Origin of the sequence: Micromonospora sp. WMMD882 (assembly GCF_027497255.1) — a bacterium.
Taxonomy (GTDB): domain Bacteria; phylum Actinomycetota; class Actinomycetes; order Mycobacteriales; family Micromonosporaceae; genus Micromonospora.
In genome coordinates this window covers 568,939-595,225 of the sequence record NZ_CP114903.1, presented here as the reverse complement: position 1 = coordinate 595,225, position 26,287 = coordinate 568,939, and the positions used below count along the sequence as shown (strand labels likewise).

At 73.0% G+C, this 26,287-nt stretch carries 21 protein-coding genes and 1 tRNA gene; 14 read left to right on the top strand and 8 right to left on the bottom strand.

Going from position 1 to position 26,287, the window contains the following annotated elements; all coding sequences use genetic code 11:
• Positions 1-163 precede the first annotated feature (163 nt).
• The 3 genes from O7606_RS02545 to O7606_RS02535 are packed head-to-tail and all read left to right on the top strand — an operon-like array spanning position 164 to position 3,416.
• Positions 164-1,381: an alanine--glyoxylate aminotransferase family protein gene (locus tag O7606_RS02545; protein ID WP_281597351.1), complete on the top strand. Its 1,218-nt coding sequence runs from the start codon at positions 164-166 to the stop codon at positions 1,379-1,381.
• On the top strand, positions 1,378-2,613 hold the full coding sequence (locus tag O7606_RS02540) for an allantoate amidohydrolase (protein WP_281597350.1): 1,236 nt from the start codon (positions 1,378-1,380) through the stop codon (positions 2,611-2,613). Before O7606_RS02545 ends, O7606_RS02540 begins: the two co-directional genes overlap by 4 nt.
• Positions 2,610-3,416 carry a MurR/RpiR family transcriptional regulator gene (locus O7606_RS02535; RefSeq protein ID WP_281597349.1) on the top strand — a complete coding sequence of 269 codons (807 nt, stop codon included), beginning with the start codon at positions 2,610-2,612 and terminating at the stop codon, positions 3,414-3,416. The genes O7606_RS02540 and O7606_RS02535 overlap by 4 nt, the downstream gene beginning before the upstream one ends.
• A gap of 455 nt (positions 3,417-3,871) precedes the next feature.
• Here the strand turns inward: O7606_RS02535 and O7606_RS02530 are convergent, their stop codons facing one another.
• A complete protein-coding gene (locus O7606_RS02530; RefSeq protein WP_281597348.1) occupies positions 3,872-5,278 on the bottom strand; it encodes an NAD(P)/FAD-dependent oxidoreductase in 1,407 nt (468 codons plus the stop codon).
• Positions 5,279-5,835: 557 nt separating this feature from the next.
• Between O7606_RS02530 and O7606_RS02525 the strand changes: the two genes are divergently transcribed.
• Positions 5,836-6,738, top strand: a complete 903-nt coding sequence (locus tag O7606_RS02525) for a recombinase family protein (RefSeq protein WP_281597347.1) — start codon at positions 5,836-5,838, stop codon at positions 6,736-6,738.
• A gap of 158 nt (positions 6,739-6,896) precedes the next feature.
• Here the strand turns inward: O7606_RS02525 and O7606_RS02520 are convergent, their stop codons facing one another.
• The 3 genes from O7606_RS02520 to O7606_RS02510 form a co-directional block, all read right to left on the bottom strand.
• Positions 6,897-7,400 (bottom strand): DUF6036 family nucleotidyltransferase, encoded by a 504-nt coding sequence (locus O7606_RS02520; protein WP_281597346.1) that lies wholly within the window; start codon positions 7,398-7,400, stop codon positions 6,897-6,899.
• Positions 7,401-7,420: 20 nt separating this feature from the next.
• A complete protein-coding gene (locus O7606_RS02515) occupies positions 7,421-7,807 on the bottom strand; it encodes a hypothetical protein (protein WP_281597345.1) in 387 nt (128 codons plus the stop codon).
• Between the two features lie 214 nt (positions 7,808-8,021).
• Entirely contained in the window at positions 8,022-9,188 is a 1,167-nt protein-coding gene (locus O7606_RS02510; RefSeq protein ID WP_281597344.1) for a hypothetical protein, read from the bottom strand.
• 298 nt (positions 9,189-9,486) lie between these two features.
• Here O7606_RS02510 and O7606_RS02505 point away from each other — a divergent pair, with 298 nt between their 5' ends.
• A complete protein-coding gene (locus tag O7606_RS02505; RefSeq protein ID WP_281597343.1) occupies positions 9,487-10,128 on the top strand; it encodes a hypothetical protein in 642 nt (213 codons plus the stop codon).
• Positions 10,106-10,816 carry a recombinase family protein gene (locus O7606_RS02500; RefSeq protein WP_281597342.1) on the top strand — a complete coding sequence of 237 codons (711 nt, stop codon included), beginning with the start codon at positions 10,106-10,108 and terminating at the stop codon, positions 10,814-10,816. The genes O7606_RS02505 and O7606_RS02500 overlap by 23 nt, the downstream gene beginning before the upstream one ends.
• A gap of 123 nt (positions 10,817-10,939) precedes the next feature.
• Here O7606_RS02500 and O7606_RS02495 read toward each other — a convergent pair.
• Positions 10,940-11,023 (bottom strand) — tRNA-Leu (locus O7606_RS02495).
• A 263-nt stretch (positions 11,024-11,286) separates the two neighbouring features.
• On the opposite strand from O7606_RS02495, the gene O7606_RS27585 reads away from it, so the two are divergent.
• The 7 genes from O7606_RS27585 (at position 11,287) to O7606_RS02455 (ending at position 22,135) form a co-directional block, all read left to right on the top strand.
• The gene (locus tag O7606_RS27585; RefSeq protein ID WP_348651131.1) at positions 11,287-13,908 is read left to right on the top strand and encodes a tetratricopeptide repeat protein; all 2,622 of its coding nucleotides are present in this window, start codon (positions 11,287-11,289) and stop codon (positions 13,906-13,908) included.
• Between the two features lie 220 nt (positions 13,909-14,128).
• Complete coding sequence (locus O7606_RS02480) at positions 14,129-16,723, top strand: fibronectin type III domain-containing protein (protein ID WP_281599470.1); 2,595 nt, start codon at positions 14,129-14,131, stop codon at positions 16,721-16,723.
• Between the two features lie 23 nt (positions 16,724-16,746).
• Positions 16,747-17,742, top strand: coding sequence for a MoxR family ATPase (locus O7606_RS02475; RefSeq protein WP_281599468.1), 996 nt, complete (start codon positions 16,747-16,749; stop codon positions 17,740-17,742).
• Positions 17,743-17,751: 9 nt separating this feature from the next.
• A complete protein-coding gene (locus tag O7606_RS02470; RefSeq protein WP_281597341.1) occupies positions 17,752-18,888 on the top strand; it encodes a DUF58 domain-containing protein in 1,137 nt (378 codons plus the stop codon).
• Positions 18,889-19,103: 215 nt separating this feature from the next.
• Positions 19,104-21,356: a transglutaminase domain-containing protein gene (locus tag O7606_RS02465; protein ID WP_281599466.1), complete on the top strand. Its 2,253-nt coding sequence runs from the start codon at positions 19,104-19,106 to the stop codon at positions 21,354-21,356.
• Positions 21,357-21,518: 162 nt separating this feature from the next.
• Positions 21,519-21,845, top strand: coding sequence for a winged helix-turn-helix domain-containing protein (locus O7606_RS02460; protein ID WP_281597340.1), 327 nt, complete (start codon positions 21,519-21,521; stop codon positions 21,843-21,845).
• Entirely contained in the window at positions 21,842-22,135 is a 294-nt protein-coding gene (locus O7606_RS02455; RefSeq protein WP_281597339.1) for a hypothetical protein, read from the top strand. The genes O7606_RS02460 and O7606_RS02455 overlap by 4 nt, the downstream gene beginning before the upstream one ends.
• Before the next feature lie 113 nt (positions 22,136-22,248).
• Here the strand turns inward: O7606_RS02455 and O7606_RS02450 are convergent, their stop codons facing one another.
• Complete coding sequence (locus tag O7606_RS02450; RefSeq protein WP_281599465.1) at positions 22,249-23,223, bottom strand: LLM class F420-dependent oxidoreductase; 975 nt, start codon at positions 23,221-23,223, stop codon at positions 22,249-22,251.
• 174 nt (positions 23,224-23,397) lie between these two features.
• On the opposite strand from O7606_RS02450, the gene O7606_RS02445 reads away from it, so the two are divergent.
• The gene (locus tag O7606_RS02445) at positions 23,398-24,585 is read left to right on the top strand and encodes a low temperature requirement protein A (protein WP_281597338.1); all 1,188 of its coding nucleotides are present in this window, start codon (positions 23,398-23,400) and stop codon (positions 24,583-24,585) included.
• Between the two features lie 30 nt (positions 24,586-24,615).
• Here the strand turns inward: O7606_RS02445 and O7606_RS02440 are convergent, their stop codons facing one another.
• Together O7606_RS02440 and O7606_RS02435 are read right to left on the bottom strand one after the other, a co-directional pair.
• A complete protein-coding gene (locus O7606_RS02440) occupies positions 24,616-25,284 on the bottom strand; it encodes a maleylpyruvate isomerase N-terminal domain-containing protein (protein ID WP_281597337.1) in 669 nt (222 codons plus the stop codon).
• 26 nt (positions 25,285-25,310) lie between these two features.
• Positions 25,311-26,198 (bottom strand): phosphatase PAP2 family protein, encoded by an 888-nt coding sequence (locus O7606_RS02435; protein ID WP_281597336.1) that lies wholly within the window; start codon positions 26,196-26,198, stop codon positions 25,311-25,313.
• Positions 26,199-26,287 lie beyond the last annotated feature (89 nt).

Genomic DNA, 26,287 nt, shown 5'->3' with positions numbered 1-26,287 from the left:
CCCAGACCCTACGGAACTCATGTTTCAATCATGTTCCGAGGCGGGCCGACGACGGGCATCCAAAAGGCCAGATGCCCTGGCAGGGCGAGAAATCCGCACGAAACACGGGTTTCATAGGCTGATGCGACGCCCGGGCCGCACGGGAAGGAGCCCGCACGCCACCATGCTTACCGAGCCGATCCATCCACCCACCCGGCTCCTGATGGGGCCCGGCCCGATCACCGCCGACCCCCGGGTCCTTCGCGCGATGTCGGCGCAACTCGTCGGGCAGTTCGACCCCTCGATGACCGCCTACATGACCGAGACGATGGCGCTCTACCGGGCGGTGTTCCGCACCACCAACCAGCAGACGTTCCTGGTCGACGGCACCTCCCGGGCCGGCATCGAGGCCGCGCTGGTCTCGCTGATCGAGCCCGGCGACCGGGTGCTCGTGCCAATCTTCGGCCGCTTCGGCCACCTGCTGGTCGAGATCGCCGAACGCTGCCGCGCCGAGGTGCACACCATCGAGGCGCCGTGGGGCGAAGTGTTCGAGCCGGAGACGGTCGAGCGGGCGGTGCGCGCCGTCTCCCCGAAGATACTGGCCATCGTGCACGGTGACACGAGCACGACCATGTGCCAGCCCCTCGCCGACATCGGTCGGATCTGTCGCGACAACGACGTCCTGTTCTATTGCGACGCCACCGCCTCGCTCGGGGGCAACACCTTCGAGCTGGACGCCTGGGGCCTCGATGTCGCGACGGCGGGCCTGCAGAAGTGCCTGGGCGGCCCCTCCGGCAGCGCACCCGTCAGCATCTCGCCTCGGGCGGCCGACGTGATCAACGCCCGCAGGAACGTCGAGGCCGGAATCAGGGAGCACCAAGACGCCGCGCACGGCAGCCGGATCGCCTCCAACTACTTCGACCTCGCGATGATCATGGATTACTGGGGTGATCGGCGGCTCAACCACCACACCGAGGCCACCACGATGCTGTACGCCGCCCGCGAATGCGCGCGACTGCTGGTCGCGGAGGGCATCGACCGGGCCGTCGAACGACACCGCCGGCACGGGGCCGCGATGCTGGCCGGCGTCCGTGGTCTCGGCCTCACCGTCTTCGGCGACGTCGCCCACAAGATGCACAACGTGGTCGCGGTCGAGATCCCCGCCGGGCTCGGCGGCGACGCCGCGCGGGCCGCCCTGCTGAACGACTTCGGCATCGAGATCGGCACCTCCTTCGGCCCCCTGCACGGCCGGGTCTGGCGGATCGGCACCATGGGCCACAATGCCCGCAAGGAGGCCGTACTGCTCACCCTCGCCGCCCTCGAGCAGGTGCTCCGCGCCGGGAACGTGCCGGTCACGGCCGGTGGAGGCGTCGGCGCGGCCCAAGAGGTGTACGCGTCATGACCGACGCGGCCACCGTCCTCGCCCGCTGCGCCGAGCTCGACGAGTTCTCCGCCCGCCCGGACGGGCTCGAACGCGTCTACCTGTCGCCCGAGCACGCGCGGGCCAACGGCCGGGTCGCCGACTGGATGCGCCAGGCGGGGCTGCGTACCTGGCAGGACGCGGCCGGAAACCAGTGCGGTCGCCACGAGGGCCGCTCGCCCGGCCTGCCGGCGCTGCTCGTCGGATCCCATCTCGACACCGTGCCCGACGCGGGCAGCTACGACGGGATGCTCGGCGTCCTGATGGCCGTGGCCGTGGCCGAGCGGCTTCGCGACCGGGTCCGCAAGCTGCCGATCGCTCTCGAGGTGATCGGCTTCGGCGACGAGGAAGGCACCCGGTTCGGCGCCACCCTGCTGGGCAGCCGGGCGGTCGCCGGGCGGTGGGACGAGTCCTGGTGGGACCTCCGTGACCGCGACGGGCTCACCCTGCGCCACGCCTTCCTCGATTTCGGGCTGGACCCGGCGCGGGTGGCCGACGCCACCCGCGCCCCGAACGAACTGGTGGGCTATCTGGAGGCGCACATCGAGCAGGGGCCCCACCTCGAGGCGGCGGGCCGGGCGCTGGGCTACGTCACGACGATCGCCGGCGCCCGGCGCTTCTCGCTGACCGTCGTCGGTGAGGCCCGTCATGCCGGGGGCACGCCGTACCCACGTCGACGCGACGCCCTGGTCGGGGCCAGCGAGGCCATCGTGGCCATCGAGCAGACCGCCCGTGCGGCCGGCTGTCTCGCCACCGTCGGCCGGATCGAGGTCGCCCCCGGCGCCGTCAACGTCGTCCCCGGTCGCGTCGACTTCAGCCTCGACCTGCGGGCCACCACCGACACACACCGCGACGCCACCTGGGACGCCGTCCGGGGCCGGATCGACGGCATCTGCTCCGCGCGCGGGCTCCGCTTCGAGGCGCACGAGTTGCACCGGGCGGCGGCCACCCCGTGCGCGGCGTGGCTGCAAGAGGCCGTGGTCAGCGGCATCGCGGCGACCGGGGACGCGGAGCCGCCCGGCCTGTGGAGCCCCGCTGGCCACGACGCCATGGCGCTCGGGCAGACCACCGACGTGGGCATGCTGTTCATCCGGTGCGCCGACGGCATCAGCCATCACCCGGCGGAGGCCGTCGACGAGGTCGACGTCGCACAGGGTCTCGACGCGCTGGAGAGCGCGGTGCTGGCCGTCGCCGCGCGGTGGGCCCGCCGGTGACGCTCGAGGAAAGGATCACCCTGCACCATGCCGGCCTCTCGCCCCAGGAGCGCCGGGCCGCCGAGACGCTGATCGAGCACCTCGACGACCTGACGGCCTACCGGGCCGCCGAACTCGCCGCGTTGGCCGGGGTCTCCAAGGCCACCATGAGCCGACTGTTCCGGCGCCTGGGCTTCGCCGACTTCGACGAGGTGCGGGCACAGCTGAGGGCGCGACGTCATGCCGGCGAGCCCCGCCGGGCCGAGGTCCCGCCCAGCCTCGCCGCCTTCGCCGCCCAACAGGCCGAATCGATCCACAGGGCGCTCCAGCAGCCCGCGCTCACCGACGTGGTCGACCTGGTCGCCGCCGCCGGCCGGGTCACCGTCGTGGGCTGGCGCAACAGTCATCCGGTCGCGCTGCACCTTCGCCAGCAACTCGCCCACGCCCGCCCCGACGTGCGGCTCGCGCCCCTGCCCGGCCAGGTCGTCGGCGAGGAACTCGCCGACCTCGCAGCCGGTGACGTCGTCCTGGTCGTCGGTTTCCGCCGCCGCCCGGCCGGTTTCGGCGCGTTCATGGCAGAAGCCGCAGCCACCCCCGCCGGGGTGGTGCTGCTCGCTGACGCCACGGCCCGCGACCACGCGAGGCACGCCCGCCACTGGCTCGACTGTCCGATCTCGACCGGCCTGGCCTTCGACAGCTACGCGCCCGCGATGAGCCTGGTGAGCGTCCTCGCCGACGGGGTGCTGTCGAGGATCGGCGGACCGGCGCGTGGTCGGATCTCCGGCATCAGCCGCGCCTACCGTCGACTGGCCGAGGTGGAGTGATCTCGTCACCGCGCCGCGCGCCCGAGTCGTCAGCCGAGCGCCGCCGGCTCCCGCAGGTTGCGCGTCGAGGTCGCAGGAAGGGACGGCAGGCCGCCACCCGGTTCGGAACGCGGACGCGACGTCCACCCAGGTCGGCAACGCGAGAGTCAGGAGACGGTATCAGCGACCGGCAGTGCGTCGATCGGCTGTCGAACAGGGAGGAAGACCGCACGGGTTCGAAGGCCGGCACAAGCCCGCGTCCACATCCCGCACGGACCCCAGGTCACCCTGGCCGCACGGCCTCAGGTTGCCCCGGCCGCACGGCCAGGGCAACCACGATCAGCTACGCGACCACGAGACAGGTTCGCGCAGTCGGCACGTCCGACCTCCACGGCAGGCGCAGACCTGCTGTGCCCGGCGAGCCCGCGTCCGGCGCGGATCGTCGAGGCCAAGGGGAAGAGCGACCTTTGCCGAGCTCAGGGACGTGGCTCACGGACCCGTTCGAGGCCGAGCTGCGGACTGGTGACGAGGCGGTAGTCAGCCGACTCCGCATCGGAGAGAGGGTTGCCGCGCACCGGGGTGAAGTCGGGCCCAGTGGAGTCCGGTGCGCGTACGGCCCGCATCTGCACCCGCACCGCCTCCTCCCGCAGTCGATCGGTGATGACACGGGTGGACGAGTTGGCTGCCTCACGCAGGTCAGAAAGGCCACCGATGATCTCCGCGAAGGAACGGGACGAAACGCCTTCCTCCGCCTGTGCGGGTTGCTCGTCTCCGATCAACCGGTCGGACGTGAGGAAGAAGCCGTCCTTACCGAGATAGCGCTCGTACATGATGCTCACCAGCGCAAAGAGACGCATGTACGCACGACGGTAGGCAAACTCGAAGAATCTGAGGGCCTCGGTTTCGCTGACCTCGCCACGGTCCATCGAAGCGACGCACGCGGCCGCAGTCAAAGCACTGTAGAGCGCGAGATGCACGCCGGTGGACAGAAGCGGATCCAGGAAACACGCCGCGTCACCCACGATCGCGTAACCTGGCCCGCAGAACTGATCCGCGATGTACGAATAGTCGGTCTCGACCCTCGCACTACCGATGAACGCCGCCCCTGCGGTCAGGCCCGCCACGGTCGGCGATGCCGCGATCAGGTGCCGGTACAGTTCATCCGACGACGGGTACTCGCGACGATCACGGGCGAAGGCGTCCTTGGTGGTGACGTAACCGATACTCATCCGCCCGCCGGCCATCGGAATCACCCAGTACCAACCCTCCGGCGAGGAAATGATATTGATTCCTCCGGTCGGCGTTTCGGGCAGTAGGCTGGCACCGGTCCAGTAGCCCCAGATGCCGACATTCCGTAGGTTGCTCAGCGGCTTACGGTTGCCGAAGTGACGGGCGCTGAGCAGCCCGTTACGCCCGGTGGCGTCAATCAGAAAGTCGAAATCATCTATGGTGAACGACTCACCGTCCTCCGGGGAGCACTCCACGGCCACTGGTCGGCCGTCGGCAAACCGCACCGACCGACCGGCGACGCCGGTGGTGACGGCAACCCCGTTCTGGCGGGCGTGCTCCAGCAGCAGCGCGTCGAACTCGCTTCGATCCACCTGCCATGACTGCACCCCGGACTGCTCGTGCCAGTCGAACGCCCACTGGTCGTCATCCCAATGGATGACGCCTCCGTTCTTCTTCACGAAACCGTAATCATCGACAATCTTCGACAAGCCGATCGCATCCAGCACCACCCGGCACGACGGCGTGAGCGACTCACCCACGTGGTATCGCGGAAAGTGGGCGCTCTCGATGAGCCGCACGTCGAGTCCGGCCTGGGCCATTGCCGTCGCCGCAGTGCTCCCAGCCGGACCACCACCGATTACGAGAACCTTCATGTCACCGCCGCCTTCCCGTTCTGGCCGTGGATCGGGTCGTCGACGAGGCGCGGGCCGTCAGCCCCGGCGGCAAACCCATACCGACGGCCGCACGCGGGAGGCGACGAAGTCGATGGCGGACCAAGCAGCACAGACGTTCCCCATCCTCGCACGACAACGATAGACGCTCGCACATGAGCATGACATCGACCACTCCCCAGGTCCACAAAGGAGCATGGAACCAGATTAATTTTTATGTTTCCGTGCTGTGAACGGGCTGCCAGGTGCCGTGGCCGACGTGGACGCACCGGTCCGGCAGGACGCGATCCCGCCCGGACCGACCATGACATGAACGCATCCATATCCGCCATATCCGTCGCCGGTCCCGGTGGCGAGGCCTCGCGGCGACGCGTGTGGCCGCGTCCGAGACGGGACGCGGCCACACCGGTCGGTTCGACGTGTCAGATGACCGAGGCGAAGAGCATCCCCTGGCCCGATGGCTCAACGAGCAGTCGGAGCCGCGTGCGGAGCCGCGAGCCCGACGACAGGGCCGTCTGCGGTTCGCGTTCTACGGTCGGATGTCGACTGTGGAGCGTCAGGGCCGGGTGACCCCACGCCACTGGCAACTGGACTGCGCGACCGAACTCGTGTCCGGTCACGGGACGATCGTCGCCGAGCACTTCGACGTCGGCTGCTCCCGTCGCCGAAGCTGGCACCGCCGCCCGCAATCCGCAGCGCTGCTGGCCGCGCTCGGCGATCCTCTTCGGGGGTTCGACGCGATCGCCATCGGCGAGCACGAACGCGCCTTCTCCGGGAACCAACTGCTGGCCCTGATGCCGCTGCTCGAACAGCACGAAGCGCAGTTGTGGCTACCCGAAACGGATGGACCCGTCGACCGCAGCAAGCCGACCCACCAGGCGCTGATCATGTTGCTGGGTGTCCAGTCCCAGCGAACAGTGGCGGCGATCCTCGCCAACCCCCGCCACACCGGCCGGCAGGTGTGGAACCGGCAGGGCACGGACGTCGGCGCCATCGACGGACCTGGGGCGCGCGGGACCATCCGCTGGAGCCACACCAGGGACTGGGTGATCTCCAAACAGCGGGCCCATACCGCGCTGGTCACCGAACAGGACTTCATCGCCGCCCGGGCCATCCGCGCCCGCCGAAATACCCAGACCGGCGCCACCCGCAGCTACCTGCTCACCGGCCTGCTGCGATGTAGGCCATGCGGCCGGAGGCTGGAAGCCCACTGGGTCAACCAACGCCCCGGCTACCGAGTCGCCACGGGCACACCAGCGCACAGGGCCCCGAAAGTCGCCGTTACAAGATCCTCTATATCAGGGAGGACCACATCATCGCCAGACTGGCTACGCATCCGAGCATCGCTGAAGACGTCCGAAGCCGGCACACACTGGCCACGTTCCTACGCACCAACAAGATCGACGTCATGTGCGGTAATGCGATCTGCACACCGATCTTGAAGAACAAGCAGGCAAGCCCGCTACCATCATGATCGATATGTGGTAATGATGTGTCCGAGGGGCGACGTTCACCGCGAATCCATAATCATCATTCGGGGGTGAACTACAACTCACGCTCGGACAACCGCATCGTCGCAGGCGACAGTCGCCCCGCAGGGTCATTCGAAGAGTTCGCGAATGACCCCCATGGCACGTGGCGAGATCACCTCATCGGGGTAGAAATCGCCGCACAAGCGTACGGCGTCGTCCACCGTCACGACCCCGGCCAACGCCGCCAGGGTACGGAGATCGTCCACGTCACGGGCCCGCGCTGCAAGCGCCTTCATCGCGAAGATGTGCTCCGGCGACGCCGCCATGACGCGCAGACCGGGATGATCGAAGACCCGCCGCCTGCCCGGGTCGTCCTTGCCCGAGACGTACACGCTGGCCTGCTCGTTGAGCCACCACGGGGGCAGCCCCAGGTCGTCGGCCACCGCACGCGCCTCGTCGAGGACGACGCCGTGTGGAACGAACATCGCATCGACGTCCCTGGTCACCCGTTTGGCGTCGTAGGCCAGCGCCATTGCGGCACCACCCACCACGAAGATGTCAGCGACGACGCCGCGCTGGACGAGCCTCTCCCCCAGGCGAGTGAACGCACGCTCGAGTTCCGTGCGCCCCATCAGGACGCCGTCCCCCCCGGTCACGCCGCCGCCAGGTCGTGAACCGACAGGTACACACCGTGCTTCCGGAACGCCGCCGGCGCCCATGCCAGGGCATCGGCCCGATGAATGGCCAACTCGGCCGGGAACCAGGCCCGGCGCAGCACCCGCGCCCCGACCCACGCCGGCGGAGCAAGATCCGCCTGCGCGAGGAGATGCTCCGCGAGCGCCGCCAGCAGCGCATCCCACCGCTCGTCCCCGGTCAACCCCGGCTCGTCCTGCAACAGACCGACCCTGGTGTCGGCCGGCTCCCACCGGTACTCCTCCAGGAACTCCCACACCAACTTCCAGCGGATCCGATCGCTGTCCGCGGACGAGAGATGGCCAGCCAACGCGGCCAGACTCATCGGTTCGTAGCCGGTACCCACAGCGCGAAGCTCACCTCCGAACCAACGGCATCGCCGGTTGCAGACTACCGCCTCCCTGTTGCTGAGCCCCGCAACGCCCGACTACTGACCCGCTCTACCGGGGCACAGCCCCTTCCGGATGCGAGAAAAGGCATCGCCGGGGGTGCTGCGCGTTGGGGACAGACGCCTCAACCGCTAGAAGCTTCCTAGGACATCAGGGCAAGGAGCCGGACGGCTACTCGGTGAGGTTCCGTGCCAGTCGGGCGGCATTCAGCTCGCCGATCACCGCGTCGACGGCGGCCTTGTCGCTGAGATCAACTCCCCGGGCCGTCAATTCCGCAGCGATCTGCTTCGCTGGCCCCCAGGCAGACTCGTCGTCCACCGCAGCCAGGAAGCCGGGAAGATAGATGTCGACCGCCGCGACCACAGGCTCGATCCACTCGGCGTCGACCCCCCGCCGGCCCAGCGCGAACCGCACCCAACGACGCAACACCTCGGGCAGCGCCTCCCGCTGCGCCTCGTCCAGGATGGTCTTGCGCGGCAACCAGTCGCCCAGGAACGCCGCGACCCACCCAGGACTCCACGCCAGCAGACCAGCAGTGATGTACCCGTGGCCGTAATCGACGAAGACGTCCGCCACCGACCGCACCACCTCACGATCCACGTCACCCTCACCCGGCCCGCCCGCACCCGCCGCGCCGAGCGGATACGCCTGCGCCAGGAACGTGTCGATCAACTCCCGCCGCTGCCGCTCGGGCAACCCCGGCACGTCCGGCCAGTCCGGCAGGAACTCCCGGCACCTTGACCACGCCAACGCCCGCACCTCGACAAAATCCTCATCGTCCGGGCGCGGCCAGTACATGTCGGTGGTCCGCAGGGCACCGGCCAGATCCGCCAGCACCTCCAGCACCGGCACCTCCACCACCGGCATCGGCACCTCCCCCGCGTCACGCAGCCGCGACCAGTACTCCGCCGCGTCTTCCCGCAGGACACCCAACTTGGCGACCATCCTCCCGCCCGGCTCGGTGACCTGTGCCATCAACGTGTGCCGCCGCGCGTGGGGATCATCGGGCCCGTACTCGACGAACAGCACCCGCTCGCTGTCCCACACATCCGCCGCGCGATGCGCCCGTACCGGAACGAACTCCGGAGCGGAAAGCCACGACGGCGCCGGCTGCCCCTCGACGAGGATCTCCACCGCCCCGTCCAACAGCGACCACTCGTCCGGCGACACCACCCGCCGCAACGCGGCAACGGCAACCAGGGCGTGCGGCGACGGACGCGAGCACGCCCGACCCACCACCTCCATGCACACCATGTGCTCCGACCGCCGCTCCCCCATCTCGGCGCCCAACCAGGCCTGCCCCAGCCAACCGCTGGCCCACACCTCCACATCCAACACGTTCGACACCTCAGCGACCGACCGCGCGTCACGCAACACATGGTCGGACAGACGCAACTGACGTGCCGGCCCCCGGGGCTTACGCTGCGACCGGCCTCGCCCCACAGGACGGCCACGACTCTTCGGACTCACCACGCCAGTCCACCACACCACCAGCAGCGGAAAGAACCGACACGTCAGGCCGAGCCGGTCCTACTACGTCGTTGTCCATCCATACCGAGGGCTGACCGTAAGCCCCGGTATGGGAGGTCCTGATGCAGTACACGCCGGAAATCGACGGCCCTGACCTGCTCGGCTGGTGGATACGGCAGCCGACCCGGCGGGGCCGCCCCCGGACGCGACGCCAGGCAACATCAAAGCCGCTGGGTATCCGGTTCGCGTTCTACGGCCGGATGTCGACGCGAAATTTCAGGACCGGTTGTCGTCGGCGCGGTGGCAACGCGACTTCGCCGAGGACGTGATCGACGGCCGGGACGTAATCGTGGCCGAGTTCTTCGACGTCGGCGAGTCCCGTCAGGTGCCCTGGCCGCGTCGCCCGCAAGCCGCCCGACTACTGGCAACTCTCGCGGACCCTGGCCGGGGGTTCGACGCGGTGGTCGTGGGCGAGTTCGAGCGAGCCTTCTACGGCAACCAGTTCCGCGACCTCGCGCCGCTGTTCAACCTGTACAGCGTGCAGCTGTGGCTGTCCGAGCTCAACGGACCGGTCGACGCCAGCAACGAGTTCCACCTGTCGCTGCTGACCCTGCTCGGCGTGCACTCGAAACGAGAGGTCCAACGCTCCCGGTTTCGGGCCAAGCCCCGCGATGCGCGCCCAGGTGGTCGAGCAAGGCCGTCATCCCGGTGGCCGACCGCCCTACGGCTACCGGCTGGCCGACGCGGGCCCACACCCGAACCGGGCGCACGCCAAATGGGGACCCATGGCGCGCCGGCTGGAACCTGACCCGTCCACGGCACCGCATGTGCAGTGGATATTCGCCCAGCGCCTCGCCGGCCGCAGCGTCGCCGGGATCGCCCGCGACCTCAACGATCGGCACGTGACCTGCCCGTCCCGCGTCGATCCCGGCCGCAACCCGCACCGCAGCGGCACGGGATGGACCCTACGCACGGTGGCGGCGATCCTCGCCAACCCTCGCTACACCGGCCGGCAGGTCTGGAACCGGCAGCACACCGACCGCGGCCCGCTCGACGCCGCCGATGATCTCCTCGGCCAGTCGGAGGCACGCCGCTGGAACCTGATGCAGCAGTGGAGGATCTCCCGGGACATCGCGCATCCGCCGCTGGTCAGCGAGCACGACTTCGTCGCCGCCCAACAGGCCAACGCCCTGCCCGCCCCGGCCGACGGCTCGAGCGGGCGCTACCTGCTCACCGGGCTGATCCGCTGCCAGGAATGCGGACGGATCCTCGACGCCCACTGGGTCAACAAGCACGCCGCCTACCGCTGCCGCCACGGCCACCGCACCGCCCCAACAGGAGACGCACCCCGGCCACGCAACGTCTACATCCACGAAGCCAAAGCGATCACACAAATCGCCGAATGGATCGGCATCCCGGCCGCCGACCCCCACACAGTCAGCGACGCGCTACTCGAACACGACCTCCACGTCACCTGCGCGATCGGCGGACACTGACCATCACAAAGATCACCGAGGCAGCCACCGCGCATCGACTACCCACGATCCCACACCAGCGCAGGACAGCAGAAACCCCCAGGGCGCTTCATCTACGGTGAAGACCACCCGTGGGGGTTAACGTGTCCGAGGGGGGACTTGAACCCCCACGCCCTATACGGGCACTAGCACCTCAAGCTAGCGCGTCTGCCATTCCGCCACCCGGACCTACACTGACAGCCTACCCTGGCCGCCAGAGTGGTTTTTGTCGCCCTCTGGCCGCCCGGTGGGGCCGCACGGGGCATTACTGTACACGGCCGAACTCGATCATGCACATCGCCGTCACCGACCGGCACGGGTGGCCGAACCCCGCAGCACAGGGACCGGATCACCAGGCTTTTCGGGAGGACCCCACGGTCACCCAGGAGCAGGGAGGGTCGACACGCGTCCCGGGGTGGCGGGTGACCGTCGGCTACCGGCAGCATGGCGGTGTGTCCCAGCCTTCTCCCCTGTCCCCAGTCCGCGACCGGGCCCTGGCGCTGCGTGCCGGGGGCGATCCCGTCGGCGCCCGTCAGCTCCTCGCGGACGCCGTCGAGACAGCGCGTCCGCGTCTCGGCGAGGACCACCCGGACCTGCTGGGCACCGCGCACCTGCTCGCCCGGCTGCACCGCGAGGCCGACGACCCCACCGCCGCCCGGCGGGTGCTGGAGGAGGCGTTCGCCGCCGGGGAACGACGCTTCGGGCACGCCGATCCGTTGATGTTGGCGATCGCGTTCGACCTGGCCGGCGTCGCCGAGGAGCTCGGCAACCGGCACGAGGCACGACGCAACTACCGGCGGGTGGCCAGCGCCGGCCCCGCCGTGCTCGGCGACGACCACCCCGCGGTACGTACGGCCCGCGACTACCTCGGCCCGGGCGCCCCGCAGCCGGCCCCGCCCATGCCGACCCCGCCCGTGTCCGCTCCGCCTCTGTCCGCTTCCCCGATGTCCGCTCGCCCAGTGTCCGCTCGCCCAGTGTCGGCACACCCGGTGTCGGCACACCCGGTGTCGGTCCCACCTGTGACGCCGGCGTCGGCGTCGCCCACGGCCGGGGACGGCCCCACCGGGGTTCCCGGCCCACGCCGGCCGGACGCACAGCCTCGACCCGTGTCCGGGGCCGCCGCGCCACGATCCGCGCCACCCCACCCGCCGGCAACCCCACCGACGACGGCCCGGCAGACGGAGCACGCCCCGACCGCGCCCGAGCCGTCGCCAGGTGCGCCGTCGGCCACGCCGCAGACCGGTTGGGTCCCACCCCGTCCCCGAAGCGCTCCGCGCCCGCCCGGCGCGCCGGACCAGAACGGGACCTCACCGTCGGCCGGGCCCGGGGCGGGCGCCGGGCAGCCCGACGCACCGGCGGCCGGGTCGGACACCACGCAGCCCGCCACGCCACCGGCCGGGCCGGCCGACGGGCCGCCGGCCGGGCAGTCCGCCGCACCGCCGGGCGGGCCGCAGGAGCGTCGTCCGGTCCAGGGCCAGAAGTGGGACGACCCGACGATCCTGGTCCAGCAGATCAATCCACTGGATGTCGGGCAGCGGTCTCCCGGCACCCCACCGGCTCCGGCGCAGACCGGCGCGCCGGTCCAGCCGGTGAGCGGATCACCGTATCCGCTGCCGGTCAGCGGGCCGCCGTACCAGCCGCCGGTGAGCGGGCCGCCGTACGCGCAGCCGGTCAGCGGGCCGCCCGGGCGGTCAGTGGACGCCGGGCCCGGTCCGGTCAGCGGGGTGCCCTACCCCGTCCGGCCGGTCAGCGCCGCGCCTCTCTACGAGCCGGTCAGCGCGCCACCGCATCTGGCGTCCCCGGTCAGCGGCCCGCCAGGCAGCCCGTCATCGCCGGTCAGCGGCCCGACGGCGGCACAGCCGACCAGTGGGGCGACGACGTCGTACGGCGGGGCAGCGACGCCGCGCAGTGGGCCGCCGATGCCGGCAGGGCCCGCCGGCGCGCCGACCACGCCGGCCTGGGACCTGATCGACCCGGCGTACGGCCCGGTCCCGTCCTCGACGCCGCCGCGCCCCGGGGCGGCCAGCACAGCCGTACCGGACCTGCCCACCGCACGCCGGCCCGCAGCGCCCGGACCGGACCTGCCCACCACGCCGTGGTCCGCGTCCGACCCGACAGCAGCCGGTTGGCCGGAAGCCCCTGGATGGCCGGAAGCGGCCGGATCACCGGAGACCGCCGACCGCTCCGGGACCGCCGCCTTCCCGACCGCGGCGGTCCCGTCCGCCCGGTCCGGCGGTCCGGAAGTCTCCGGCCGCCCGGAGAGCGGCACCTTCCCGACCGCGGCGGTGGCGGTCCCGCCCGCCTCCGGCGGCACCGTGCCAGGGCCCCGACGGGCGGCGGACGGCTGGCCGGGCGAGCGGCGTCAAGCGTCGGACGGCTGGTCAGACGAGCGACATCAGGCGCCGGACGGCTGGACGGGCGGGCGACGTCAGGCAGCGGACGACTGGTCGGGGGGGCGCCGTGGGCCGGGGGGCGGCGCGGGGCACGCCGACGCGGTCGTACCGGAGCGGGGGCGGGAGTTCTTCACGTCGTACCCGGCGGTGGAGGGCCGGCCCCCGGCGCAGCCCGTCAGCGGCGGGTCGACGCCGTCGGCGTACGCGGGAGTGGAGCCGGAGTCGCGCGGTGGCCGGCGGCTGCTGGTGGCGGTGGTGGCCGCGGCGGCGGTGGTGGTCGTGCTGGTGCTGGCCGGCGCGATGCTGCTGGTCGTGAACGTGCTGAACGACCAGACGGCGACCGTGCCGCCCACCGCCACCGGGCCGGCCCCGGCCCCGGCCCCGAGCGCCGACTTCGAGCCCCCCGCCGACCTGCGGTTGCGTGACGAGTCGACGAGTGTCCGGCTGACCTGGACGGACCCGTCGGGCGGGGTGGTGCCGTTCGTGGTGGCCGGTGGTCGGGCGGGGCAGCCGTTGGGCGCGATGGCCACCCTCGATCCGGGACAGACGGGTTGGACGGTCAACGGGCTGAACCCGCGCGTCGACTACTGCTTCACCGTCCTGGCCGTCTATTCGACCGAGCAGTACGCGACGTCCGGTCAGGTCTGCACCGACCGGGAGTCGGGCCCGGCCCCCCGCTGAGGCGACATCCGCCCTGCATACGCTGGGTGTCCGTGACCCGACCGTCCGGGTTGGCCTGGTATCGACCGGGCCATATGATGGCACCGGCTCACGGGCGGGCCGCCGGCGACGGCACGCCACCTGGCCCGACGCCCGGGCGAGTCCGATCACATGGGGGAGGCAGCCTGCTGTGGCCACCACCGACGACGCCACCGGCACGGTCGACAGCGCCGGCACGGGCGTGAAAACGAGGAAACGTCGCCGGCTGCGCGGCGGGTTGGTCACCGTGGGCACGGTCGGCGCGTTGCTGGCCGCGATGGGCCTGACCGTGCTGAACCTGGGTTACGCCGACAACGCGGTGGCGAACTTCGACGCCTCCTCCTGGTTGTGGAGCACCGCGCGCAGCGAGCTGGCCCGGGTCAACGGGATCACCGCGAAGGTGGACACCCGGGTCGAGGTGCCGCAGGCCAAGCGGCACCAGATGCAGGTCGCCCAGACCGACCGGCTGCTGGTGCTGCGGGATCTGCACACCGGTCAGGTCTCCGCCCTGGACCTGGCGACGCTGCAGATCACCGCGACCACCCGGACCACCCCGGGTCTCGGGGTGAACGTGGCCCTGCACGAGGACGCCGCTTTCGTCGTGGACGCGGTGCAGGGCATCGTCCGGCAGTTGGACCCGCGTTCGCTGGCGCCGGTCGGTGAGCCGGTGCGGTATCCGCCGGGCATCACCGGCGGCCAGTTCGACGGCAAGGGCCGACTGTGGATCGCGGTGCCCAGCGAGGGCACCGTGTCGGCGATCACCGCCGCGAAGCTGCCCGCGAAGCCGGCGTCGGCGGCCGCCTCGGGCGGCGGGCTGGCCCCGAAGCAGGTCAGCACGCACGACGTCGCGGACGGCAACCACGAGCTGGTCGTCTCCACCCTGGACGACGGGGTGGCGGTGCTGGACCGGACGGCCGGCGAGCTGGTGACGGTGCGCGGCGACGACGTCCGGCGGGTACCGCTGCCGGCCGCCGGGCCGGGTACGCTGCCGCCGCGCACCAGCGGCGCGCGGGTGCCGGTGACCGTGCCGGACGCCCGTACGGTGCACGTGGTCGGCACGGACGGCCAGGTGAAGCAGTTCACCGTGCCGGGGACCGGGGCCGGTCTGGAGCCGGCGGTGGCCTGGGCGGGCCGGTTCTACTGCGCCGACGAGACCGGCGGGGTGATCTACGCCTTCGACGGCGACGGGCAGTTGGTCGACACGATCTCCGGTCGGGGCGCGCGGGGGCCGATGGAGCTGGAGGTCCGGGAGAATCACCTGTTCATCAACGCCCCGGATTCCTCGACCGCCCGGGTGGTGGACGACAAGCACCAGGTCAGCGAGGTCGACAAGTACGCCAACGACGTGCTCGGCGGGGATCCTCCGCCGGCGCCCCCGCCGCCGCCTCCGCCGAAGAAGCCGACGGTCGGCAAGCCGAGCGCCCCGCGGAACGTGACCGCGGCTGCCGGGGACGCGTCGGCGCGGGTGAGCTGGCGGGCCGCCGCCGCCAACGGCGCGGAGATCGGCCGGTACGTGGTCGAGGGCGGCGGGCAGCGGTTCGAGGTGGGGGCCAACCAGCGTTCGGTGGAGGTCACCGGGCTGACCAACGGCGAGACGTACCGGTTCACGGTGCACGCGGTGAACGCCAAGGGCGCGGGTCCGGCCCGGACCAGCAACCCGGTGGTGCCGACGGCGGACGTGCCGGACGCCCCGACCGAGGTGACCGCGCAGGAGCGGCCGGACGGCACGGTGCGGGTGCGCTGGCCGGCGGCCGACGGCCAGGGCGCGACGATCGTCAGGTACGTGGTGACGGCCGCGTCGGCGGGCGCGAACGCCCCGGCGGGCGAGACGAAGGGCACCGAGCTGGTGGTGCCGGCCGGTGAGCTGGAGTACGGCCGGCAGTACGCGTTCACGGTGGTCGCGGTCAACGACCGGGGGGCCGGGTCGAAGGCGTCCCCGGTGAGCAACACGGTGGTGCCGTTCACCGCCCCGGAAGCACCGGCGGACCTGCGGGCGGCGACGGTGCCGGACCGGCCGGGCGCGGTGGTGGCCGAGTGGGCCCCGGCGGCGGACAACGGCCGACCGGTGACGAGGTACCTGGTGGACGTGGGTGGCAGGACGTCCGAGGTGACCGACCCCCGGGTGACGGTGGACGGGTTGGGCGACGGGCAGAACGTGACGGTGACGGTGAAGGCGGTGAACGAGGCCGGGTCGGGCGCGGCGGCGTCGGCGACCGCCCGGACGGTCGCCGAGCCCCGGGTGACGGTCACCGGTTCCTCGGCCACGGCCACCTCGGTCACCGTGACCGTGACGGTGGACGCCGGTGGCGGGCAGGTCACCTGTGTGATCGCCGCAGGCGGTGAGTCCGCCAACGGCAAGTGCGCGACGCTGACCCTGCCGGGCCTGTCGCCGGGCACGTCGTACGCGGTGACGGTGACCGCGACCAACGCCGCCGGCAAGGGGACCGCGAAGGCCACCCAGCAGACCGAGCCGCTGTACGGGACGGCGACCTGCGTCAACGGCCCGGACGGCGCGCAGCGCACCTACTGCGACCGGGACGTGGACGGCCGCAACGGCAACGAGGTCTTCGAGGTGCCCCGGCAGGACAACGACCGGCAGGCCGGCTGGGCCAGGCCGGGCACCCGGTTGCTGGCGTACTGCAAGGTCAAGGGTGAGCACGTCGACTCGTGGATCTACAACGACCAGAAGGCGAGCACCTGGTGGGTGCGGGTGAACCACCAGGGGAAGAACTACATCCCGTGGGCCTGGCTGAACCTCGACGGCGGGGACAAGATCACCGTCCTGCCCGACTGTTGACCATCCGGTAGGGAGCAGGACCGATCGTGACACAGCAGCCGCTCACCCAGCAGGAGGTGCAGGGTTTCGCCGCCCTCGCCGCCCGGCTCGCCGAGAACGTCAACTCCGTCGTGCTCGGTAAGCCGGAGGTGGTGCGGTTGGCGTTGACCGCGCTGTTCGCGCAGGGGCACGTGCTGTTGGAGGACGTGCCCGGGGTCGGCAAGACGACCCTGGCGCGGGCGGTGGCGGCGACCGTCAAGGGCGAGTGGCGGCGCATCCAGTTCACCCCGGACCTGCTCCCCTCGGACGTGTCCGGGGTGACCATCTTCAACCAGGCGACCCGGGGTTTCGAGTTCCATCCGGGGCCGGTGTTCGCGAACATCGTCATCGCCGACGAGATCAACCGGGCGTCGCCGAAGACCCAGTCGGCGCTGCTGGAGGTGATGGAGGAACGCACGGTCACCGTGGACGGGGTCCGTCATCCGGTGCCGCGACCGTTTCTGGTGGTGGCGACGCAGAACCCGGTGGAGATGGACGGCACGTACCGGCTGCCGGAGGCGCAGCTCGACCGGTTCCTGGTGAAACTGTCGGTGGGCTACCCGGACGAGGCGGTCGAGGTGGAGGTGCTGCGCGGGGCCACGGTCCGCTCCCCCGAGGCGCTGGCGGCGGTCACCGACACCACCACCGTCGCCGAGATGATCACGATGGCGCAGCGGGTGCACATCGCCGAGCCGCTCTACGCGTACGCCGTGCGGCTGGCCGCCGCCACCCGTAACCACCCGCACGTACGGGTCGGCGTCAGCCCCCGGGGCGTGATCGCGCTGACCCGGGCGGCGTGCGCGTACGCGCTGATCGACGGACGCGGCTGGATCATGCCGGAGGACCTGAAGGCGTTGACCGGGCCGGTGTTCGGGCACCGGCTGCTGCTCTCCTCCGACGCGCAGGTGCGGGGCGTCAACGCCGCCGAGGTGCTGCGCCAGGCGGTCGCCTCGGTGCCGGTGCCGCTGCCGTCCGGGCAGACCGTGCCCGCCCGGAGCTGACCGACGCCGATGGGGATCACCGCCCGGGGGATCGGGCTGTCCGTCGCCGCCGTCGCGCTGCTCGTGGCCGGCTTCACGTTCGCGTACCCGGAGTTGACCGTGCTGGGCGCGGCGGCCGGCGTCGCAGTCGGGCACGCCCTGGTGGTCGCCGCGTGGCGGCCGAGACTGACGGTGGACCGGCGGGCCGACCCGGACCGGGTGGCCCGGGGCGACCCGGCCCGGATGACGTTGACGGTACGTAACAGCGGGAGGCTGCGCGCGGCGAGTCTGGTCGCCGAGGAACGCTGCGGCGGTCGGGTCGTCCCGGTGCCGCTGCTGCGGCTGCGTCCCGGCCGGGACACCACCGTGACGTACGACGTGCCGACCGTCCGGCGTGGCATCGTGCCGGTCGGACCGCTGCGGGTCACCCGTCGTGACCCGCTGGGCCTGGTCGCGCTGGCCCGCCGGTACGGGGAGACGGCGCCGGTGTGGGTGCGTCCCCGGGTGCACCCGTTGACCGCGGTGCCGACCGGCGCGGGTCGCAGCCTGGACGGGCGGGTCGACGGGGTGCCGCACGGGTCGATCACCTTCGACAGCCTGCGGGAGTACGTGGTCGGCGACGAGTTGCGCCGGGTGCACTGGCGGACCAGCGCCCGGGTGGGTGAGCTGATGGTGCGGGAGAACGTGGACACCAGCCTGCCCCGGATCGTGGTGCTGCTGGACAACCGGTTCGCCGCCCATCCGGGTCACGCCGACGGCGCCGCGGACAGTTTCGAGGCCGGCTGTGAGGCGGCGGCGTCGGTGGTGGTCGCCGCGTTGCGGGAGGACCTGCCGGTGACGCTGCTCATGGTGACGCCGGACGACGAGCCGGACGCCCATCCGTTGGACCGGCTCACCACCGTCGCCCTGGCCGAGGGCACGCTGGCGGACGCCACCGCCCGGGTACGGCAGCAGCGGGCCGGGGACACGTTGGTGTTCCTGACCGGGCCGGGTGGTCGGGCGGAGCTGGGGCACGTGGGCGCGTTGCGGGGGGCGTACCCGTCGGTGGTGGTCGGGGTGCTCGGCGCGACGGACCCGACGCCGCCGGGCGCGGCGGGTCTGGTGGTGGTGGACGCGGTCGACGGCGCGGCCTTCGCCGCCGAGTGGGACGGGGTGCGCCGGTGGTGACCGGGGCGGCCCGCCCCGCCGACGGCATTACGACCGACGGCGTTCCGACCGACGGCGACGGCCCGGCGCGCGGCGCGACGGCAGGCCGTGGCCCGGCGGGCGCCGCGACGGCGGGTGACAGCACGGCGGACGCGCCGGCGGGCGAGGGGACGACGGGCGGCGCGACGGTGCGCGGTGGGACGCTCCGGGACGCGGGGTGGGGGCGCTGGGGGGCGCTGCTGCGGGCGGCGTCGGTGCCGGCGGCGTTGGTCGGCATGATCGCCCTGGCCGGGGTGGCGCTCGACCGGGTGTACGCCGGCACGCTGCTGACCGGTGTCGTGGCCGGCGCGGCGGTCGGCGCGGCGCTGGTCGGCGTCGCCGCCCGACGGCTGCCGTCCTGGCTGGTCGCTCCGCTGTCGGTGGCGGCCATGCTCGGCTACACGGCGCTGGCGCTGCGGCTGGCGGCCCGGCGGGCGGAGCTGACCGGCGGGCTCGGGCAGATCGCCGTGGACGCCGCCGGCAACGGTGTCGCCCGGTTGCTGACCGCGATGATCCCGGTCGAGCCGACCCCGGACACCGTGCTGGTGCCGCTGGTCGCGGCCTGGCTGGCCGGGCTGGCCGGCGTGGAGGTGGCGGTCCGGGCCGGCCGGGTCCTGCTGGGTTGTCTGCCGCCGGCGCTGCTGTACGTCGGCGCGGTGTACGTGGTGGGTCCGAACGCCGAGCCGGCGTCCTGGCCGACGCTGGCGTTCGCCGGGCTCGCCGCCGTCGCGCTGGTGGCGTCCGCCCCGGGGGCCGTCGGGGAGTCGACGTCTCGGCTCGCGCCGCAGGCACGGGCGGCGGCCCGGGCCGCCCGGGTGGCGACGACCGCCGTCGGGCTGGCCGTGGTGGCGGCGCTGGTCGCCGTGCTCGCGCCGGTGGTGGCCGGTCAGGTGGACGACCGGCCGGTGGATCCCCGCCGGTACGTGGAGCCGCCCCGGGTGGAGAGCCTGGACGAGAACCCGCTGATCCGGATCTCGGGGTGGGCGTTGCGCCCGGAGCAGAAGCTGTTCGACCTGACCGCCGACCGTGGTGGCGCGGACGGCGGTGGCGAGGTGCGGCTGCGGTTGGGGGTGCTCAGCGACTACGACGGGGTGACCTGGCGGGTCGGGGCGACCTACCGCAACGCCGGTCGGGTGCTGCCGGCCGTCGAGCCGGCCCCGGGCAGTCGGGTCGACACGGTCCGGCAGGAGGTCACGGTGGCCGGGCTGAGCGGGCGGCTGCTGCCGGCGGTGGCCACGCCGCGTGCGGTCGACGGGGCCCGGGTCGCCTACGATCCGGCGTCGGGCACGCTGATCCGCCCCGAGGGGTTGACCCCCGGCCTGCGGTACACGGTCGTCTCGGCCCGGGAGCGTCCGGACGTGAACCTGCTGGCCACCGCCGACGTGCCCGCCGGACCGGAGGTGGCCCGGGTGCTGCGGGTCGCCGACGGGGCGCCCGAGCCGATGCGCCGGCTGGCCACCCAACTCGCCGAGGAGAACGGCGCGCCGTACGCGCGGGCCACCGCGATCGAGCAGTTCCTGGCCGAGCACTACCGGGCGGTGCCGGACGCGCCGAGCGGGCACGCGTACCCGAATCTGGGTTTCTTCCTGTTCGGGCCGCGGGACGCGGGCGGGCAGCGGGGCACCTCGGAGCAGTTCGCCGCCGCGTTCGCGGTGCTCGGCCGGCTGACCGGGCTGCCCACCCGGGTGGTGGTGGGCTTCAGCGCCACCGGCAGCGGCCCGGTGCGGGCGGCCGACGCGTTCGCCTGGCCGGAGGTGCTCTTCGACGGTCTCGGTTGGGTGGCGTTCGATCCGCTGCCCCGACCGGACGACGAGCCACGCCCGGTGGAGGAGGATTTCCGCCCGGCCCCGGAGGATCCGCCCCCGTCGGAGGCGCCGGAGCCGGCGGTGACGCCGCCGGGCACTCCTCCGGCGGTGGCCGGGCCGCCGCGCCGTGACCCGGCCGGGGTGTCGACGGTGGCGCTGGTGGGCGCCGGGGCGGGCGGGCTGCTGCTCGTGGTGGCGGCGGCCCTGCTGACGCTGGCCGGGCTGCGTCGGCGGTTGACCCGGCGTCGACTCGACCGGGGCGACCCCGCCGACCGGGTCGCCGGCGCCTGGCGGGAGGTGACCGACGCGGTCCGGCTGGCCGGGCGACCGGTCGGCGACGACCTGGCGGCCACCGAGGTCGCCGCGCACGCCCACCGGGTGCTGGCCGACGCCCGCGCGGGCGCCCGTGCCGGACGTCAGGCGTCGACACGGGACCTCTCCCCGGACGCCGACGGACCGGGGGTGGCGGAGCTGGCGGCGCTGGTCAACCAGGTGGCGTTCGCCCCGGGCGGGGTGACCGGGACGCAGGCGGACCGGGCCGCGGAGATCGCCCGCGCCCATGCCGCCGCGTTGCGCGCCGTCCAGCCGCGTTGGCGACGGTGGTGCTGGCCGGTGCGGCCGGGCCCGTTGCGTTGGCGGCCCTGAGCAGGACGCCCTCCACAGCCGACCGGGCCACCGGATCCGCGTGGCCGGGTCGCCCGCGCACGACGCTGCCTTGACGTCGCCGGGCACCTGGTGTCAGAATCTTCTGACAGGGGGCGTCAGAAGATTCTGACACCCACGGTCGACGAGGAGACGGAGGGGCCGGTGCCACCTACCGGAGACGAGTTGTTGCAAGCGCTCGCCGCGCTGGCCAGCCCACACCGGCTGCGGATCGTCGCCGCCCTCGCCGACGGGCGCGGCTACGTCAGCGAGTTGGCCCGCCGCCTCCAGATGAACCGGCCGTTGCTCTACATGCACCTGCAACGGCTGGAGGCCGCCGGCCTGGTCACCGGCACCTTGGAGACCGCGCCGGACGGCAGCTCCGTCAAGTGGTTCGAGGTCAACCCGTTCGCGTTGACCCTCGACCCGGCGGCGATCGCCGCCGCCGTACCGACCCTGGGCGCGCACAGCCCCGGAAAGGACGAGAAGTGAACATCGCCTACGACCCGATCGCGCAGACCGCGCTGATCAGCTCGACGGTGCTGCTGATCGCGCTTGTCGCGGGCGTGGCCGTCGTGGCCCTGGGCGTCTACCGGGCCCGCCACTCGGCCGCCCGCGAGACGCAGTACCGGCAGCTCGCCTCCGACGCCAGCAGCGCCCAGACCCGGCTGGCGGAGAGCAGCCAGGCCACCGTGGCCGAGTTGGCCGGGCTGCGCACCGAGCTCACCCAGGTGCGCCAGCGCCTCACCGAGGTGGAACGCCTGCTCAGCCAGATCGGCTGAGCGCCGACCCGACCGGCCGGACCCGCGGCGACCGGCCGGCCCGCCGCAGGGTCGGGCGCGGACCGGTCCGCCCGCCGGGAGGCCAGGCGCGGACCGGTCCGCCCGCCCGGTCGTCAGGCGACGGCCGGCACGCCGAGCTGGGCGATCAGGGTGGTCAGGGCCGGCACGCCGCCGGCGGTCACCTCGGGGGTGGGCAGCAGCGCCAGCACCGGCACGTCCACCCCGGCGTCGACGTACCGGCGCACCGCCGCCCGGCACCGCGCCGGCGGGCCGTGCAGCACCAGCGCGTCGACCAGCTCGTCGGGCACCGCGGCGGCGGCGCCACGCCGGTCCCCCGCCGCCCACGCCCGCCACATCGGCCCCAGCGCCGCGTCCCGGCCCAACCAGCGGTGGAACGCCGCGTACGCGGGCACGGTCAGGTAACCGGCGATCAGCCGGCGGCCCAGCGCGCGGGCGTGCGCGGCGTCCTCGGTGGGGCAGACGAAGATCCGGGCGGCCACCTCGAAGTGCGGTCGCCGTGGACCGAGCTCGGCCAGCACGGTCGGCACGTCCCCGGCGGTCAGCCAGTTGAGGATCACCCCGTCGGCCTCGGCGGCGGCGAGCCGCAACATCCGGGGACGCAGCGCGGCCAACAGGATCGGCGGCGGGGCCACCGGCGGGCGGTCCAACCGGAACCGGCGAACGGTGAAGGTGTCGTAGACCTCGTCGACGCTCTCCCCGCGCAGCGCGGCGCGCAGGAACCGCAGCACGTCCCGGGTCCGCCGGTACGGCTCGGCGAACCGGACCGCGTTCCAGTCCCGGACCACCGTCGGGGAGGACGCGCCGAGGCCGAGGCTGAACCGGCCCGGGGCGGCCTCGGCCAGCGCCGACGCGCTCATCGCCAGCAGCCCCGGCCCCCTGGTGAACACCGGCGCGACCGCCGTGCCGAGCCGCAGCCGGGGCTGCCAGGCCGCGGCGAGGGCCAGCGGGGTGAACGCGTCGACGCCGTTGACCTCCGCCGACCAGACGTCGGTGAAGCCGGCCCGGTCGAGGGTGGCGTAGACCCCGGCGTGTTCGGCGAGCGGCACCCCGTCCAACGGCACCGTCATGCCCCAACGATTCGTCACCGGCCGATCGTCCCCCTGCCGCCCGAGATCCGGCAAGATCCGCGACGGCGGTTCGCCGGATCGCCGACCGTCGGGGACGCGCGGGTGTTACGACTGCCAGGTGGGATGCGGCGACCAGGGTACGGGGCAGGGGTGAGCCGCCGGACGGCTCGTCCGGTGGCTGCCGCGGAGGGCCCGCAGCGGGCCACCTTCCTGGAGCTCTTCTTCGACCTGATCTTCGTGTTCGCGCTCACCCGTATCGGCGCCCGCTCCTTCGAGGACCTCGCCCTGGAGTCGGGCGGCGCGCAGGGGTGGAGCGCGATCACCGGCGGGGCCAAGACCCTGCTGCTTCTGCTGGCCCTCTGGGCCGTCTGGCAGGGCACCGCCTGGACCACCAGCCGCTACGACCCGTACCACCTGTGGATCCAGGCGATGGTGGTCACCACGCTGGCGGCCAGCATGGTGATGGGGGTGGCGATCCCCCGGGCGTTCGGCGCGGCCGGCATGACCTTCGCCGCCGCGTACGTGATCGCGCAGGTGTCCCGGCCGCTGATGCTGGTCCTCGCCCTCGGCCGGGGCGAGGTCCGCCGGCTCAAGCTACGGATGCTGGTGGTCTACGGCGTCAGCGCGGTGTTCTGGCTGGGTGGGGCGTTGGTCGCCGGCAACGCCCGGGTGCTGTCCTGGGCCTTCGCGCTGGGCATCGAGTACGCCGCCGGTCGGACGGGCTGGCCGGTGCCGGGCCTGGGCCGGTCCACGGTCAGCCGATGGCAGCTCGCCGGCGAGCACCTCGCCGAGCGGTACCAGCAGTTCTTCCTCGTCGCGCTCGGCGAGACGGTGCTGGTCACCGGACTCGCCTACAGCGCCGGCCCGCCCGACCCGGCCCGCACGACCGCCTTCGCCCTGGCCCTGGCCACGTCCGTGCTGCTCTGGCGGATCTACTTCCAACGGGCCGGGCAGATCCTCGCCGAGGCCGTGGCCAAGGCCAACCGGCCCGCCCTCATCGGTCGCTCGGCCGCCGACACGCACCTGGTGATGGTGATCGGTGTGGTGGCCACCGCGGTCGGCTACGAGCTGGTCATCGAGCATCCGCTGGAGCGCCCGGAGGCGGCCTGGGCCGCCCTGGTGCTCGGCGGTCCGCTGGTCTTCCTCGCCGGGCGGGCCCGGTTCGAGTACGAGGTGTTCAACCGGGTGTCACCCTCCCGCTGGCTCGCCATGGGCACGCTGGCCGTCGCGCTGCCGGCGCTCGCGCGTACGCCGATGCTGGTGGCCTCGGGCGTCGCGGCGGCCGTGCTGGTCGCCACGGCGGTGGTCGACGCCCGGCGGGCCCGCGGCCGGCCCCCGGAAGAAGCGGCCCCGCCGTTCTGAGCGGCGGCCCAACCGTGCTGAGCGGCCCCGTCAGCCGGCGAAGCTGAGCCAGCGGAAACCGGCGGCCCCGGCGGCGGCCCGCTCCCGGTCGGTCAGCGGCACGCGGCCGGTGGCCCGGCTGATCAGGGCGAGCCGGTCCCAACCCAGCTCGGCCGGGACCGGGCGACCTCCGGTGAGCAGCCCGGCGACGACCCGCGCCGCGCCCGGGGTCAGCCACGGTGGGCGCTCCAGCGCGAAGGCGAGGTCCAGGCCGTGCACGGCGACCTCCACCACCCGGGTCAGCAGGAAGTCCGCCAAAGTCATCGGATCACCGTGCCGGGTCCGGACCACCCGGCCCGGTGGGTGCGCGGCCACCGCCGCGTCGGCGGCCCGCCAGACCCGGTCGAAGTCGGCGACCAGCTCCCGCCCGGTGACGGCGGCGGCCTCCCGGCGCGCGCCGGCCACCCGGTCGGCGTCCACGGAAGGGGTGAACTTGGCCGCGCCGAAGTAGCCGGCCGCGTCGACGCGCGCCCGGGGCGGGGCCGGCTCGGTCAGCATGCCGGTGACCCGGCCCGCGCCGGTGCGCACGTGCGCGATCAGCTCCCGCACCGTCCAGGGTGGGCAGCCGGTGGGTCGGTCGAGATCCGGCTCGGGCACCGTACGCAGGACCGCGCCGAGCCGGGCGCACTCGTCGCGGAACGCCTGTCGCGTCGATTCCACGCCGCTACCGTCGCATCCGGCGCGGCTCAGCCCTTGACCCGGGGAACCAGCCGGTGCACCGAGGCGAGCACCAACGCCATCACCAGGCTCATCACGCCGACGATGCCGGCGGCGCTGCCCGCGTAACCGGCGAACAGCGGACGGCGGGTGAGGTCGCTGACCGGCGCCTTGGGCAGACCGTCCAGCCAGGCCAGGGCGACCGCCGACAGGATGACCGCGGCCAGACCGACCAGACCGAGCAGCAGCGCCGCGCCCCGGTGCGCGTCGGCCGACTCCACCTGGGCCTGCTCCCGCTGGGTGGCCAGCAGAAGCAGCCCACCGGCCGCCGCCCAGCCGCCGACGATCAGGAACGCGGCGACCGCGTCGCTGGGCCGGTGCCAGCCGGCGGACAGGGTGGCCACCCCGTTGACCGCGGCGTATCCGGCGCCGAGGAACGCGCCGGCCACCCGGGCCCGGCGGGGCAGCACGAGCACCAGCGCCACCGCCACCGAGGCGGCCACGCAGGCGTGCCCGCTGGGCAGGCTGTTGCCGACCGCCGCCCGCTGCGGGTCGATGCCGTACTCCGGCCGGTCGAGCCCGTACTTGAGCAGTTGGGTGGTGACGTTCGCCCCGACGATCAACGCGGTGGCGGTGACCGCCAACGCGATCCGTCGACGCAGCAGCGCGATGAAGCCGATCACCGCCGTCGCCGCCAGCAGGGACACCACGGAGACCGCGTTGAGCACCCGGCTGACCAGTTCGTCGATGCGGTCCTGCCCGATCTGGTTGCCGGTCAACGCGACCGTGTCGAGCCACTGACCGGTCTCGGTGTGCAGGGCCAGTCGCCAGAGCGCGAGCAGGGCCAGCACGTGCCCGAGCCCCAGCAGCACCAGCCACACCGCGGTCCCACCCCTAGCCGTCACGCGCACCCGCACACCGTAGCGCCACCGCGGGTGGACCGATCACCTGACCCACGGTGGTTCGGCGATAGGTTGGGAGCCGTCGAGGAGGTGACGGTGACCGG